The sequence below is a fragment of the Desulfovibrio sp. genome, from assembly GCF_019422935.1.
Taxonomy (GTDB): domain Bacteria; phylum Desulfobacterota; class Desulfovibrionia; order Desulfovibrionales; family Desulfovibrionaceae; genus Desulfovibrio.
The window spans coordinates 38,193-51,798 of record NZ_JAHZCJ010000011.1 but is presented as its reverse complement, the minus strand read 5'-3'; the positions used below and the strand labels follow the sequence as shown (position 1 = coordinate 51,798).

14 protein-coding genes are annotated in these 13,606 nt (G+C 58.4%); 6 read left to right on the top strand and 8 right to left on the bottom strand.

Features of this window, described 5'->3' with window-relative positions:
- Position 1 precedes the first annotated feature (1 nt).
- The 3 genes from QZ383_RS13125 to QZ383_RS13115 all read left to right on the top strand — a co-directional run bounded on the left by QZ383_RS13125 (position 2) and on the right by QZ383_RS13115 (position 4,556).
- Complete coding sequence (locus QZ383_RS13125; protein ID WP_291446070.1) at positions 2 to 1,279, top strand: IMP cyclohydrolase; 1,278 nt, start codon at positions 2 to 4, stop codon at positions 1,277 to 1,279.
- Positions 1,280 to 1,698: 419 nt separating this feature from the next.
- Positions 1,699 to 3,345, top strand: a complete 1,647-nt coding sequence (locus tag QZ383_RS13120; protein ID WP_291446069.1) for a cobyrinate a,c-diamide synthase — start codon at positions 1,699 to 1,701, stop codon at positions 3,343 to 3,345.
- Between the two features lie 17 nt (positions 3,346 to 3,362).
- Positions 3,363 to 4,556 (top strand): glycosyltransferase family 2 protein, encoded by a 1,194-nt coding sequence (locus QZ383_RS13115; protein WP_291446068.1) that lies wholly within the window; start codon positions 3,363 to 3,365, stop codon positions 4,554 to 4,556.
- A gap of 83 nt (positions 4,557 to 4,639) precedes the next feature.
- On the opposite strand, the gene QZ383_RS13110 is transcribed toward QZ383_RS13115, so the two are convergent.
- From QZ383_RS13110 to QZ383_RS13075, 8 genes are all read right to left on the bottom strand, one after another.
- Positions 4,640 to 5,218: a nitroreductase family protein gene (locus QZ383_RS13110; protein ID WP_291446066.1), complete on the bottom strand. Its 579-nt coding sequence runs from the start codon at positions 5,216 to 5,218 to the stop codon at positions 4,640 to 4,642.
- Positions 5,219 to 5,276: 58 nt separating this feature from the next.
- Positions 5,277 to 6,077, bottom strand: a complete 801-nt coding sequence (locus QZ383_RS13105) for an adenosylcobinamide-GDP ribazoletransferase (RefSeq protein WP_291446063.1) — start codon at positions 6,075 to 6,077, stop codon at positions 5,277 to 5,279.
- 6 nt (positions 6,078 to 6,083) lie between these two features.
- Positions 6,084 to 6,725 carry a redox-sensing transcriptional repressor Rex gene (locus QZ383_RS13100; RefSeq protein WP_022658857.1) on the bottom strand — a complete coding sequence of 214 codons (642 nt, stop codon included), beginning with the start codon at positions 6,723 to 6,725 and terminating at the stop codon, positions 6,084 to 6,086.
- A 675-nt stretch (positions 6,726 to 7,400) separates the two neighbouring features.
- Positions 7,401 to 7,724 (bottom strand): ATP synthase F0 subunit C, encoded by a 324-nt coding sequence (gene atpE, locus QZ383_RS13095; RefSeq protein ID WP_022658856.1) that lies wholly within the window; start codon positions 7,722 to 7,724, stop codon positions 7,401 to 7,403.
- Positions 7,725 to 7,850: 126 nt separating this feature from the next.
- Positions 7,851 to 8,555, bottom strand: coding sequence for a F0F1 ATP synthase subunit A (atpB, locus tag QZ383_RS13090; RefSeq protein WP_291446061.1), 705 nt, complete (start codon positions 8,553 to 8,555; stop codon positions 7,851 to 7,853).
- Between the two features lie 145 nt (positions 8,556 to 8,700).
- Positions 8,701 to 9,141: a hypothetical protein gene (locus QZ383_RS13085; protein ID WP_291446059.1), complete on the bottom strand. Its 441-nt coding sequence runs from the start codon at positions 9,139 to 9,141 to the stop codon at positions 8,701 to 8,703.
- Positions 9,107 to 9,499, bottom strand: coding sequence for an AtpZ/AtpI family protein (locus tag QZ383_RS13080; protein WP_291446057.1), 393 nt, complete (start codon positions 9,497 to 9,499; stop codon positions 9,107 to 9,109). The genes QZ383_RS13085 and QZ383_RS13080 overlap by 35 nt, the downstream gene beginning before the upstream one ends.
- 168 nt (positions 9,500 to 9,667) lie before the next feature.
- Positions 9,668 to 11,302 (bottom strand): TRAM domain-containing protein, encoded by a 1,635-nt coding sequence (locus QZ383_RS13075; RefSeq protein ID WP_291446055.1) that lies wholly within the window; start codon positions 11,300 to 11,302, stop codon positions 9,668 to 9,670.
- A 235-nt stretch (positions 11,303 to 11,537) separates the two neighbouring features.
- Between QZ383_RS13075 and rplU the strand changes: the two genes are divergently transcribed.
- The 3 genes from rplU to obgE all read left to right on the top strand — a co-directional run bounded on the left by rplU (position 11,538) and on the right by obgE (position 13,604).
- Positions 11,538 to 11,846: a 50S ribosomal protein L21 gene (rplU, locus tag QZ383_RS13070; protein ID WP_192112630.1), complete on the top strand. Its 309-nt coding sequence runs from the start codon at positions 11,538 to 11,540 to the stop codon at positions 11,844 to 11,846.
- 132 nt (positions 11,847 to 11,978) lie between these two features.
- Complete coding sequence (gene rpmA, locus QZ383_RS13065; RefSeq protein WP_192112631.1) at positions 11,979 to 12,248, top strand: 50S ribosomal protein L27; 270 nt, start codon at positions 11,979 to 11,981, stop codon at positions 12,246 to 12,248.
- A 255-nt stretch (positions 12,249 to 12,503) separates the two neighbouring features.
- Complete coding sequence (gene obgE / locus QZ383_RS13060) at positions 12,504 to 13,604, top strand: GTPase ObgE (RefSeq protein ID WP_291446054.1); 1,101 nt, start codon at positions 12,504 to 12,506, stop codon at positions 13,602 to 13,604.
- Positions 13,605 to 13,606 lie beyond the last annotated feature (2 nt).

Below are 13,606 nucleotides of genomic sequence, written 5' to 3'. Positions count from 1 at the left end.
CATGTCGGATCTCAAGTCCATGTACAGCACCGTCCACAAGGACGCTTTCCCTGACACCATGACCATCATTCTGGGCGATGAAAAACTCGTCTACCAAAAGCGCACCTGGACGCTGGACAACGAGGAGAAGGGCCTGCGCTACGGCGAAAACCCCGACCAGCCCGCCGCGCTCTACGCGCTTAAGGAAGGCACCATCACGTGTGGCGGTCTGAACTGGCGCGGCCCCGGCAACGGCATTGTTTCCGCGCTTACCGAAAGCCAGATGATTCAGGCCGGCAAGCACCCCGGCAAGACCAACCTCACGGACGTGGACAACGGGGCCAATATTTTGCAGTACCTCACCGAACGCCCTGCGGCGGTGATTCTGAAGCACAACAATCCCAGCGGCGCGGCCTGGAGCAATGACGGCATCGCTGCGGCCCTTGAAAAGGCCTTCTGGTGCGACCGCATCGCCGCCTTTGGCGGGGCCGTGGTGGTCAACCGTCCCTTTACCCGCGAAGCTGCGGAAATTGTTGCTGCCAACTATTTTGAAGTGGTTGCCGCGCCCGCCTTTGAAGAAGGCGTGGTGGAGATACTCAAGGGGCGCAAAAACCTGCGCATCATGGAACTGCCCGGCCTTGGGCGGCTTGAAGAGCTGACCAGCTCGGCCTTTCTTGACATCAAGAGCCTCGCTGACGGCGGCATTATTGTGCAGAAGTCCTTTGTGAACCGCATTCTTGAAGCCAAGGACTTTTTGCCCGCTACCGCCACCACCAAGGAAGGCGTTTCTGTTGCCGCCCGCGCTCCCAGCAAGCAGGAACTGGACGACCTGCGCTTTGCCTGGGCAGTGGAAGCCGGGGTTACATCCAATTCCGTCATTTTTGTGCGCGACGGCGCAACCCTTGCCATCGGCACGGGCGAACAGGATCGCGTGGGCTGCGTGGAACTCGCCATCCACAAGGCGCATACCAAGTATGCAGACACGCTTGCCTTCCGCGAACTTGGCCTGTCGCTCTACGAACTCAAGGAAAAAGCCGCTACCGATGCGGCTATGGCCGCCAAGCTTGTGGATATTGAAAGCCGCACCGAAGCCTCCCACGGCGGGTTGGCCGGGTCTGCGCTTGTTTCGGACGGGTTCTTCCCCTTCCGTGACGGGGTGGACGTGGCCGTGGCCCAGGGCGTTGCGGCTATTGCCCAGCCTGGCGGCTCCATGCGCGATGCGGAAGTGATCATGGCCTGCAACGAGGCCAAGCCGCAGGTTGCCATGGTGTTTACGGGGCAGCGCTCCTTCAAGCATTAGGAGCTGTTTCTCAATAATTCTTTTGGCCGATGATTGCGTCAGCCAGCATTCTTTACTCCAGTCATGGACAGAAAGAGTCCACTCCTGTAGTAAAAAACACTGTTTTCCTTGTTTTCGGCGCAAAATCTGTTATTGAGAAATATCCTCTAGAGTAGATTAACATTGAAAATGTTTATCTGCGCTGCACTGTGATAACTGCCTTTTGTTCCTGACGTTGTCAGGTGTGCGGCCCGGCCTGGTCAGCGTGGATTTTCGCGTTCCGGCCGGGCCGCAAGCCTTTGATACCAAGAACTGCGCCATATCTGTGCAAACTGATGGACGCAATACCTTGAGAGCACTGCTCCACAGGGCCCCGCATGCAGGACTCCTTGCCACAATCCGACCTCTCTCACTCTGCCTGCGGCTCAGCGGCGGCATCCATGCCCCGGCTGTGCGTATCGGCTCTTTCTGGCGGCGGCGGCAAAACATTGCTCTCTCTGGGGCTCACGCGCGCGCTTGCCGCGCAGGGGCATACGGTCAAGCCCTTCAAAAAAGGCCCGGACTACATTGACGCCGCGTGGCTAACCATGGCCGCCGGAAGGCCCGCCACCAATCTTGATCCCTACATGCTCCAGCCGGAACGCCTCAAGGCTCTGTTTGCGCACGCCATGCGCAAAACACAGGCGCAAAGCGGCGCAACAGAAGTGCTCGGCATGATTGAAGGCAACCGAGGGCTTTTTGACGGCATGGACGTAGCTGGCTCATGCTCCACAGCGGAGCTGGCGCGTATGCTTGGCTGCCCCATCATCCTTAGCATCAACTGCACAAAGATGACGCGCACGGCAGCGGCACTGGTGCATGGCATGACAACCTTTGAGCCGGGGCTGCAGTTTGCGGGCGTGGTGCTCAATCAGGTGGGCACGGCGCGGCACGAGGCCCTGCTGCGCAAGGTTATTGAGGAATATACGGATGTGGCAGTGCTTGGGGCCTTGCCGCGTCTGAAAGATAACCCGCTGCCCGAGCGCCACATGGGCATTGCCTCCTGCGGCGATGAACTTTCACCCGAGGCCCGAGCCGTGCTCGACAAGCTTGGCAGCTTTGTGGCCGAACACCTCAATCTTGACGCCGTGATGGCTGCGGCTCGTGCGGCCGCCATTGCCGATCCCTGGCCTGAGCACGCAGAGCCGTTTTGGTCAACAAATGGGGCGGTAGACGCGGCGGTTGGTATTGCGGTGGAATGTCTCAATTCTGTGGAAGCGCCAACGGAAGCGCCGCTCACGGATGCCTCCACACCGGCTGAAAATTCGGGCGGCACGTTGCCCGATGCGCAGGCCGTCAAATCAGTCCGCCTGCCGCGTATAGCCTATGTGCGCGACAGCGCCCTGTGGTTTTATTATGAAGAAAATCTTGAAGCCCTGGAGCGCGCAGGGGCGGAACTGGTGCGGCTTGAGATCGTGGGGTCGCGTTCCAGCGTCTGGCCTGTACTGCGCGGTGAAAACCCGCAACATGGCGATGCCGGAGAAATAGACGGCCTCTACCTTGGCGGGGGCTTTCCCGAAGATTGCGCGGCAGACCTCAGCGCTTCACCCCATCTGCGCACCTTGGCCGCATGGGCTGGGGCTGGCCTGCCCATCTATGCCGAATGCGGCGGCTTCATGCTGTTGTCTCAGGGCATAGAACGCGAGGGCGTACTCTGGCCCATGAGCAATATCTTCCCCGTTGTTGCACAGTTTTGCGGCAAGCCGCAGGGCCTTGGATACGTGCGCGGGACAGTGGTGGAGGAAAATCCATTTTTCCCCAAGGGGCTGGAAATACTGGGGCACGAATTTCATTATTCGCGCTGCTGCTGGCAGGGTGCTGCGCCGCGACACGGCCTGCGCCTGCGCAAAGGTCAGGGCATGGGCCGCGAGGCAGAGCCGGACGGGCAGAAAAAGGGCGAAACTGCCAAGCAGACCAGCGCGCCCGCTCTGGACGGGCTGCTGAGGCAGAATGTCTGGGCTTCGTACACGCATATTTTTGCCCCGGCAGTTCCCTGCTGGGCCCCAAATTTTGTGGCGGCTGCCGCCCGTTTTGCTCAGGGGCGCTGATGCCCGGAGGTGCTGAAATGTCGGAAGCAAGCCGTGTTTCTGTGGTCATTCCCGTCTGGAACCTCTGGGGCATGACAGAGCCTTGCCTGCGTTCGATGGCCGAGCATTCCGCAGGCGAAAACATGGAAGTGGTGGTTGTGGACAATCACTCCACAGACGCCACCGCTTCTGAACTTGAACCCTTGGGCGAGGCCCTGTTCGGCACGGCATTCAAGGCCGTGCGCATGACTGAGAATGTGGGTTTTGCCCGGGGCTGCAATGCCGGGGCTCAGGCGGCTGGCGGAGATCTGCTGTTTTTTCTCAACAACGACACCACGCTTACCCCAGACTGGCTGCCGCCTTTGCGCGAGGTCATGGCTGATCCCAAGATCGGCGCGGCCGGGCCGCTGCTGCTGTATCCTGACGGCACCGTGCAGCACTGCGGCATCTACGTGAATCCCTTCAATGCGGTGGGGCACCTCTACGAACACCTGCCCGGCAGCTTTGCCGCAGCCCGCAAACCTCATCCCCTGCAGGCCATCACTGGCGCGGCCATAATGCTGCGCAAAACGCAGTTTGAAGCTTGCGGAGGCTTTCATGAAGGGTTTCGCAACGGGTTTGAGGACATTGACCTGTGTTTTGCGCTGCGAGCGCAGGGGCTGAAACTGCGGGTGGAAAGCCGCAGCGTCATTTATCATCATACAAGCCGGACGCCGGGCCGCTTTGCCTATGACAGGGAAAACTGCACCCTGCTCATGCAGCGCAAAGGCGGGGCAGTGCGCCCCGATGAGCACGTGCTGGCAAAACTGGATGGATACGACCTGCGCATTGGTGACGATCTCGATACCTGGATGGTGCTGCCCGAGGAAAAGCAGCAGCGCATGGGTGCGGAGTTCTGCGGCAAGCCCTTTAACAGCGAAGCCTGCAAGGCCTTGCTGCGTGTCGAACCTCTTTGGCTTGAGGGCTGGCTCTTGCTGGCACGGTATCAGGAGCAGGCGGGCGACCTCGGTGCCGCAACAGGCACGCTTATGGAATGCCTGCGGCTCATGCCCGACCCAAAGGTGTGCAAAGCCTTGTCTCAGCTTGATCCCCAGGCCGTATTCGAGGGCGGCATGTGCGACCCGGCCACGGCAAAGGCACGCGTGCAGCAGGCGCGCCGTGCGGCCTATGCCAACGGCGATACAGCTCTTGCCCAGTTGCTCGGTCAGTGGCTTGTGCAGCATGCTGGCTGATCAGGGAACGCTCCGGACATTAAAAAAACGCGGCAGAGACAAGCTCTGCCGCATTTTTTTTCATCAGTTCAGGCTATAATGACTTAGAATCGTGCAACGATCAGGTCTTCAAGACTCCGCTTCGGCACATAGTGGACGCCTTCGGCATCGCGCCAGTAGGCAGTTGCGCCGCCCTCGGGCATAGGGGCCACAACGCGCTTTTCCTTGGCAAGGCCAAGGCCCAGCACCAAAGCGATTTTCATGTCTTCCGGCACGTTCAGCAGGGAAGGCGCGGCCTGATGGTCAAAGGACTGAATCATGCAGCAACCCCAGTTCCGGCTGGTGGCGGCAAGCTGGATGGTCTGGGCCGCAATGCCCACATCCATGCAGGTCAGCTCCTTACCCGTCTTGGGCATAAGAATGACCACAAAACCTGTGGGACGATCACCGGGATGCGGGCCGCCCCAATCTTTCAGCGCGCCCGCCCAGCGGGTGAGAGCGAACAGTTTTTGGCAGGTTTCACCGTTACCTACGAGCATGAAGCGCAGTTCCTGCCCGTTTTTGGCGCAGGGGGCTACGCGTGCGCAGTCCACAAGCCATTCCAGGTCGGCCATGCCAAGCGGCTGGTCTTCATAAAAGCGGCGGCAGGTGCGGGCCGCTTCCGCGAGCGCTTTAAAATCCATAGCTGGCTCCTTGGTTTTTCCGGGGCAAACCCGGTCGTTTGCGTCAGTCAGACTCAGCTTACACTGTTACCAACAGGAACCACAACTGGCTCCACTGGATACACGCGCCAAGAAAATCTCCGGAAACTCCGCCGTGTTCCCGCGTAGTGTCGATCATGCTGTGGATCAGTAAAAATTGACCAAAGGCCAGCAGGGGCAGGCGCCAGAAAGGGCAATTGCCCAAAAGCAGAATCAGTACGAGCATGCCCGATGCCAGCACAACTTGCCAACGGGCCAGTTGCGGGCTTGAGCCAGCGCAGGCAAGGCCGCCGAGCGAGCGTTCATCGTGCGGCACGGTATATGCCGCCAACCAGATGCAGGCTGCGCGACCCCAGGCGGGCGCGAGCAGGGGGGCAATCCACTGGCCGTTGGCAAGTTGCCATGTGAGGCCCAGCCATAAACCGCTGAATGCCACAAGAAGATGCAAAGCCCCAAATGCGCCAAGGCGGCTATCCCGAAGTACAGTCCAGAAGCGTTCGCCGGTGGCTCCGCTGCTTACGGCATCGCCAAGGTCTGATAATCCGTCCCAGTGCAGGCCTCGTGTTGCCCATATTTCGCAAAGCATCCAGGCCCAGGCGGCAAGGGCGGCAACGATACAGCGGCCTGCAAAACCTGTGTCTGGAGCGTCAAAGACCCACAGGCAGACAAAGGCGGCTGCCGTGCAAAGTGCGCCAAGCACCAGACCCACCGGGGCAAAAAAAGGCATGGCCGCGCTGAGAGAATCTGCGGTGCAGCAGGGGCGGGGGGGGACAAGGCGGGTCAAAAAAGCCAGGGCGTCATGAAAGCGCCCTGGCCAGGATGTCACAGAAGTGAGTGCCACGTTTGATTACCGTGTCTGGGGATGGTTGAACGCCAGCGCATAGAGGTGGTGGAAAAAGTCCACGTACTCCACGTTGATTCTGTCCGGCACCTTGATGCGCGAGGGGGCAAAGTTCAAAATGGAGGTAATGCCTGCGTCCATCAAGTGCTGCGCGGCCCTTTGCGCCCGCTCCGGCGGAGTGGTGATGATGCCGATCTCGATGTTCAGATCTGTCACCATGTCCTTGAGGTCGCGTGTGCAGTGCACTTCAAGACCATGGACAATTTCGCCGATCTTAAAGGGGTCGCAGTCGAAAATACCCACAATATTGAATCCCCGGGAGCGGAATTCGCCGTGGTTCAGAATGGCCTTGCCGAGGTTGCCGACACCGATCAGCGCCATGCGCCATTCGCGGTCAACACCCAGGGATGAGGTTATGGCGGCAATGAGCGATTTGACATGATAGCCAACGCCACGGATGCCGAATTCACCGAAGTAAGCAAGGTCTTTGCGCACCTGCGAGCCGTTGACGCCGCAGGCTTCTGCAAGGGGATTGGATGAAATGACTTCGACACTGTCACGTGCGAAATTTTCCAACACCTGAACATATGTGGCAAGGCGCTGGATAGTCGCGCGTGGAATGTGTTTGCTCTTGGGTGGGTTGACCATGTTGTACCTTCTGGGATGCCAAGCGTGTCTTGTTGTTACAAACTTTGTGAATTTGATTTTATAGCAGAAATACACACAGGCGCAAGCTTTGTGAATACATGGCGCGCATGGCAGGCAACTTCGCTAAATAGCAGGAGAAGAAGAGTGCTATGCCTGCAATATCCAGCTGGGATTAAGGGCGGTGGAGCCGTGCCTTAGCTTTTTCCTGCTGACTTTTTTGATAAAATTTATTTCACCACTTAGCAAGTTGCAGCTAACACAGTGTCACAAGTTGGCCACCTGTTATTTCAGTATGTTAGGCTCTAAATGCTATGTAGGACAAAATCTATACCATAAAAGTTAACAAAGGTTAAGCCTCTTACGAAGCTTACTGAATGCTGACTCAAGGAAAGGTATTTGCTGTAGGCAGATAACGGTCTTTTTTTATATATCAAGTCTATCCGGGTGGAAGTGTGGGCCCAACAATGTTTGACTTTTCTTGGCAGGTGTTGTGACTGAGGCAAGGTTTTATCTTCATATTTTTTACTGTTGCAGGCAGCTTGGATAACAAAAAATTGCTGATTTGAAGCAGTATCGGATTCGTATCAATAGCTACAGACGTAGCAGATATGACCTGTTGCAAATAAAAAAAGGCGGCCCAAGGGCCGCCTTTTTACAAATCAATGTGATCCGGACTTACGCGTAGGGGTTGGCGTACAGCAGGATGAAGCTGATAACCAGGGCGTAAATGGCCAGCGATTCGATGAAGGCGAAGGCCAGAATCATGGTACCGGTGATCTTGCCGCTCACGTCAGGGTTGCGGGCAACGCCTTCGCAGGCGCCCTTCAGACCAAGGCCCATGCCGATGCCGCAACCGAAAGCGGCAATGCCGATGCCAAGGGCGGCGGCCAGGCAGGTGTAGCCCAGAGCCGAGGCGTCGAGCTGGTTGGCAGCAAAAGCCATGGTGGCCATGCCGAGAAGGGCCACGGTGTTCAGGGCGATCATCAGAAACTTACGCATGAGACACTCCTTGCACTGTTGTATTGTTGGGTCGTTATCGACCATTCCCCACTATGTGTCGTGTGTAACGTCCCGCAATTTGCCGATGTTTATTCGGCGGGCCGCAGGCAGCCCGTGGCCATCGGCCTAATGCTCGGGTGCTTCAAGCGCGCCCTTGATGTAGAACATGGTCAGCATGAAGAACACGAAAGCCTGCATGGTCTTGCCCAAAAGGAAGAGGGCGTAGATGGGCAGGGTGCCGAGTATGGGAGCCATTACGAAGAACAGCACCATAACGATTTCTTCACCGCGGATGTTGCCGAAAAGACGGAGAGAAAGCGAAACCGGGCGCGAAAGGTGCGAAACCACTTCAAGCGGAAACATGAGCGGAATGAGCACCTTGGAGGGACCGGTAAAGTGGTGGATGTAGTGCGCCTTCCAGCGGATCAGACCCACGGCGTTGTAGAACACGAGCACGAACAGCGCCATGCACACGGTGGTGTTGAGGTTGGCTGTAGGAGCGTCAAAGCCGGGCACAAGACCCATAAGGTTCATGCCGAAGATGTAGATGAACATGCCAGCCAGGAGGCCAACGAACTTGCGTCCATGCTCACCCATGGTGGCAAGGATGAAGTTCTCGATGGTATCCACCAAGGCTTCAAAAAAGTTTTGCAAACCTCCGGGAACCATGGTCAGCCGACGGCGCATGATCAACGCTACGGTGAACAGAATGGCCATACAGACCCAGGAGTAGAACACATGTTTGAATTCCACCATCGTTCCACCGATGGCGATCTCGTCCATGCCCATAAATGTGGAGAGCAATACCGGATGCGGCAAACCACCTGCCATGAGCCATGCCTCCTGGTGAGTACGCGCCAAAGCGCGGCGTTAATGTTAGACCCGTGCGGGCCATTCCCCAAAATTTGCGGCCTTGGGCATTTGCCCTGCCGTGTTGCGGCTGCCGTGCCCCGGGTTGGCTGTCAGGCCTTTCCGGTTAGTCTGCCCGGCGTCGCGGTCCACGCGCTGCCAGGGCATAACTTGCCAGAGCGCAAGCTCCGGCTGCGGCCATGCCGCCTACTATGGCGAAAACAGGGGCTTGATACACAATCAGCGAAACATAGAGAAGCGCGCCGATTATAACCATCCGACCCATCCAGCGCACCAGTACTATGCGCAAAAAGGCCGTGCTGTAATCCCCCAGGCCCTTGCGCAGAAAAAAGCGCGCCAATCCCCAAAATGTCCAGGCCATGATGGTCAGGCCCACTCCAAACCAGAAAAACCAGGGTGTGGCCGTAAAGGCCAGCCCGCCGATCAAAAGGCTGCATGCGGCGAGCAAAATTTCGTTACGCAGCAAAACACGGATAGCCGGGTGATCAATGCCGCGCCGCCAAAGCCAGGCGTCAAGGCTGTGTATCATCTGTTTCAGTCTGCGCACGGCTGTCTGTTTTGCCTTGCCCCGCTGGGGGCGTTTCGTTTTGCTGTTCCGGCGCAAGGCCTTTCCGGCGGGCGTCCTGCGCCGCCATTTTGCGCAGCAGGGCCTGAGTGTCGCGATACACGTTCAAAAAACCTGCCGCTATGCCGATGAACAGAAAAACCAGCTTGCCCCATGGGCTGGTGCCAAACCAGTGGTCAATGCCATAACCAATGGCAAAACCCACTGCGGGGCCGCTCACCAGATGCAGTCCGATGACCCCTGTGTTGGCCATGGCTTCCATACCGGTTTGCTGCTGCTTAAGAAAATCCTTGAACGACATAAGGCCTCCGCGCACGTGGCTGGAACCTGTAAGCGTCATGGTCCCCTTAACGCTGTTCAAATTATCACAGGCGACCCGACGCGTCAATGACTTTGGGCGGAAACTTGTGATTACGCTGCATTCCTTAGGGGCCATAGGCGCGGAAAACTGGCTGTTGATACCAAAAATCGGCTCTGGCAAATTTGCAAAAAAATGTCTGCCTGCGGCTTAGTCGAGCCTGTGCCAGAGGCTCAGACACTCGAGGTGCGGCGTGTGAGGGAAAAGGTCTACCGCTTCAAGCCGCTCCAGGGAATACCTGGAGCGCAGTTGCGCGGCGTCTCGCGCCAGCGTAGCCGGGTTGCAGGATATATAAAGGATTCTGTCTGGCGCGATCTGCATGAGCGCATCCAGCGCGCGCGGCGAAAGCCCGGCCCTTGGCGGATCTGCCAGAGCATCTGTTGCCTGCGGAATGCTGGCTGACTCGTCAAACCCAGCTGCCTGCCAGCGGCTTGCAGGTTCTAGAGGCGCAAGGTGCTCAAGGCGATACGCCGCATCCCCTGCCTCATACTGGCAGTAATTGATGTCATTGGCCCTGGCATTTATGGCAGCAAGCTTCACGGCGCGGCTGTCCTGCTCCAGGCCGAGCAGGGCGGAATAGTTGCGCGCCAGCAGCAGGCCAGGTGCGCCAACGCCACAATAAAGATCGAGCAGACCTCGAGGGCGGACATTGTGTTGGCAATCCGTAGGTCTGTCGGACGCGAGCATGCGCTGTGCCGCATGCGCAAGCGCCTGCGCCCCGCCAGTATTCACCTGAAAGAATGAAGCCGCATCAAGGGTAAAGTTCATGTCGGCAAGGGGCAGAAACAACCGTGCGGCTGAGGGATTTTCCCGGCCAGTGTCGTCCAGGGTCTGCACGCGCTTTTCGCCAAAAGCAAAGGCATCAGCGGTGGCGCGTTCTTCATGGATAAATGCCGACAACTGGGGAAATGCCGCCAGCACCTCCCTGCCGAGCAACCGCACAGCTGCTCGCTGCGCCGTATCGCCAGGGCTTGTGATGCACAGGGCCCACCAGCGCGGAGTGCGCATGTCCGCAGCAAGGCCGCGCCGCAGCACAAAAAAACGCCAGAAGCCATTGTCCACGACCTCGTGAATCGGGATGGCGTGGCTGCGCGGGGTGCTCCGGGCAAAGCCGCCCCGGCGGCCTAGTCTTTGTTGACCTTGCGTGGGGCGAAAGGGCTGACCTTCCCTTGCATTGGGTGCTGTGTAGGCGGCAAATCCGCTTTCAGCTGCCAGTTTGCCCACCATGCTTACTATCTGTAGCGCTTCGGGCGGCATGAGGGCGCAGTGCGGCACATCGACCACATCGCGGCCATTGCGGCGTCGCAGGCCGAGTTTCAAATCGGCCTTGTTGTCCGTGTCGTGCCCGAAGGCAAATTCCATTTTATTGCGAAACCGCGTCAGCGCGGGTGAGCCAGTGACGGGCGGAAGTATAGTTTCAATCAGCTCCCGGTCAAACTTGCCAATGCGGGTCAGGGCGTCCACTGTCAGAGTGCGCTTCCAGTAACGCTGCTGCGCATAGGGCATGGTTTGCAAGGGGCAGCCGCCACACTCGGCATGGTGGGGGCAAATGGGATCGACGGCGTCCGGCGCGTTCTGGATCAGGGATGCGGTTTCCGCATCTATAAAGGAGGACTTGCGCCGCAAAACGCGCGCGTTCACCCGCTGGCCCGGCAGGGCATTTGCCACAAATATGACGGTGCCCTTGCTGGCATGGTCGTCCGTCGGCGCAAGGCGAGCAATGCCGCGCCCATCGTGCGAAAGGGCGGTGATATCAAGTGTGAGATGTGTGGGGGCTGTGTTCATGCGCCCCAGAGATAGCAGCAGGCTTGCGGCTGTGCAAGTGCGGCCGAAAATGAAAGGGCGAGGCGGCGCGTGCTCGGGCGCAAAAAGACATTGCTCCCCGCTATGAAGTTGTGTATTCTCGCCACTCGCGCAAGTCGCGGACTGTTGTAGCGAGTTTTGCAAAAATTTCTGCAAAACGCGCTTGACATTTGTCGGCCTGTGGGGCAAATATGCCTTTCTCTTTTTGGAGGTTGATATGTACGCGATTATCGAGACCGGCGGAAAACAGTACCGCGTCGAAGAAGGTTCTAAAGTAGTTGTGGAAAAGCTTGCGGTTCAGGCCGGAAGCGAGATTTCCCTGGACAAGGTGCTGATGGTCGGCGGCGCTGAATGCAAAGTCGGCGCTCCCTATCTTGCCGGGGCCGCCGTTATGGCGGAAGTGGTGGATCACGGGCGCGGACCCAAGATCAAGGTGTTCAAGCGCTGGCGTCGTAATGACTCGCGCAAGCTGCGCGGTCACCGCCAGGATTACACCACCATTCGCGTTAAGAGCATCAACGCCTAGAACCCGGCTTTAGCTGAGGTTCGGCAGGCCGCGGGCATGGTCTGCCAATAGCCCCGCATTCGTGCAGGGCGCGTTGAAAGATATTTATTTTGCCCCGCCGGTCCACAGGGTCGGCGCCCCAGGGAGGCTACCATGGCACATAAGAAAGCAGGCGGCTCTTCGCGCAACGGTCGCGACAGTGAAGGCCAACGCCGCGGCGTAAAGCGTTTTGGCGGTCAGAGCGTTCTGGCTGGCAATATTCTGGTGCGTCAGCTCGGCACTACCGTTTACCCCGGTGTGAACGTGGGCATGGGCAGGGATTTTACCCTGTTCGCCAAAGTGGCCGGCGTTGTGCGCTTTGAGAAGTATATCCGCAAACGTCGCGTTCACACGCGCGTGCATGTGGAGGCGGCCGCCGACTAAGCGGCCGCGTGGAATTTGCCGATGAGGGAAGGGGCCGCGAGGCTTCTTCCCTCTCGGTGTTTGTGCTGGGGTATGTGTGGCGCAAGGCCACAGACCGAAAAGCAGGCAGCGTAGGGCAAGCAGGTGTTTGCCACATGGCGCTGACCTGCATTGCTGCATGTTTTGCGCGGTTTTTCGGAACGGCAGCCCCTTATACAATACGGCGAGCGCCAGCAATGCAGGCGCAGCCGCGCGGACTGACCGCAAGGATATCCCATGCGATTTGTAGATGAAGCTCGAATTCAGGTGCGCGCCGGTAAGGGCGGGCACGGTTGTTTGTCTTTTCGGCGTGAAAAGTTTGTGCCGCGCGGCGGCCCGGACGGCGGCAACGGTGGTGACGGCGGTTCAGTGTTGCTGAAAGCCGATGGCCGTTTGCTGTCTTTGTACGATTTTCGCCTCAAGCGCCTTTACGAAGCCCGTAATGGTCGCCCCGGCGAGGGCAGCCAGTGCGATGGCAAAAAAGGTGAAGACATGGTGCTGCACCTGCCGGTGGGCACGCTTGTTTTTGTTGAAGGCCCGGATGGTGAAGAGCTGCTGGCCGACCTCAGCGATCCTGAAGCGGAAGTGATGGTTGCGCGCGGCGGACGCGGCGGCAAGGGCAACGAGCATTTCAAGTCTTCCACCATGCGCGCGCCGCGCTTTTGCCAGCCCGGCGAGCCGGGCGAAGAAAAAAATCTTCGCCTTGAGTTGAAGATTCTGGCCGATGCCGGTCTGTTGGGCTTGCCCAATGCGGGCAAATCCACCTTTATTTCGCAGGTCTCTGCGGCGCGTCCCAAGATCGCGGCCTATCCCTTCACCACGCTCACGCCCAACCTCGGCGTGATGATTGACGAAGTGGATCCCGACAGGCGCATGGTCATTGCCGACATTCCCGGCCTTATAGAAGGCGCGCATGAAGGTCAGGGGCTAGGGCTGCGCTTCCTCAAGCATGTGGAGCGCACACGTTTTCTCGTGCACATTCTCAGCGTGGAAGATGTGGGCGAGGATGACCCTTGGGCGGGCTTTAACCTCATCAATGAGGAACTGCGCCGTTTTGACGAAGAGCTGGGCGAGCGTCAGCAGATTGAGGTGGTCAACAAGATCGACCTCATCAGCCCTGAGCGTCTGGAAGAACTGAAAAACAGGGCCAAAGCCGACGGTCGGAATATCTTTTTTATTTCCGCGCGGGACAACATCGACGTTGAGCCGCTGGTGGAAGAGCTGTGGCGCATGCGCGATGAAACCGCCAGCCACGCGCCTATCCTGCATTTTGCCGATACAGACGGTGATGAGGAAGAGGACTTCCCCGAAATTGAAGTGATCTATACCCGCGAGTAGCG

Coding starts and splice junctions, on each gene's coding strand:
- QZ383_RS13115 (WP_291446068.1), top strand. CDS start 3,363: ATGTCGGAAGCAAGCCGTGTTTCTGTGGTCATTCCCGTCTGGAACCTC.
- QZ383_RS13110 (WP_291446066.1), bottom strand. CDS start 5,218: ATGGATTTTAAAGCGCTCGCGGAAGCGGCCCGCACCTGCCGCCGCTTT.
- atpB (WP_291446061.1), bottom strand. CDS start 8,555: ATGGCAGGTGGTTTGCCGCATCCGGTATTGCTCTCCACATTTATGGGC.
- QZ383_RS13080 (WP_291446057.1), bottom strand. CDS start 9,499: ATGACGCTTACAGGTTCCAGCCACGTGCGCGGAGGCCTTATGTCGTTC.
- QZ383_RS13100 (WP_022658857.1), bottom strand. CDS start 6,725: ATGGTCAACCCACCCAAGAGCAAACACATTCCACGCGCGACTATCCAG.
- atpE (WP_022658856.1), bottom strand. CDS start 7,724: ATGCGTAAGTTTCTGATGATCGCCCTGAACACCGTGGCCCTTCTCGGC.
- obgE (WP_291446054.1), top strand. CDS start 12,504: ATGCGATTTGTAGATGAAGCTCGAATTCAGGTGCGCGCCGGTAAGGGC.
- QZ383_RS13075 (WP_291446055.1), bottom strand. CDS start 11,302: ATGAACACAGCCCCCACACATCTCACACTTGATATCACCGCCCTTTCG.
- QZ383_RS13125 (WP_291446070.1), top strand. CDS start 2: ATGTCGGATCTCAAGTCCATGTACAGCACCGTCCACAAGGACGCTTTC.
- QZ383_RS13120 (WP_291446069.1), top strand. CDS start 1,699: ATGCCCCGGCTGTGCGTATCGGCTCTTTCTGGCGGCGGCGGCAAAACA.
- rpmA (WP_192112631.1), top strand. CDS start 11,979: ATGGCACATAAGAAAGCAGGCGGCTCTTCGCGCAACGGTCGCGACAGT.
- rplU (WP_192112630.1), top strand. CDS start 11,538: ATGTACGCGATTATCGAGACCGGCGGAAAACAGTACCGCGTCGAAGAA.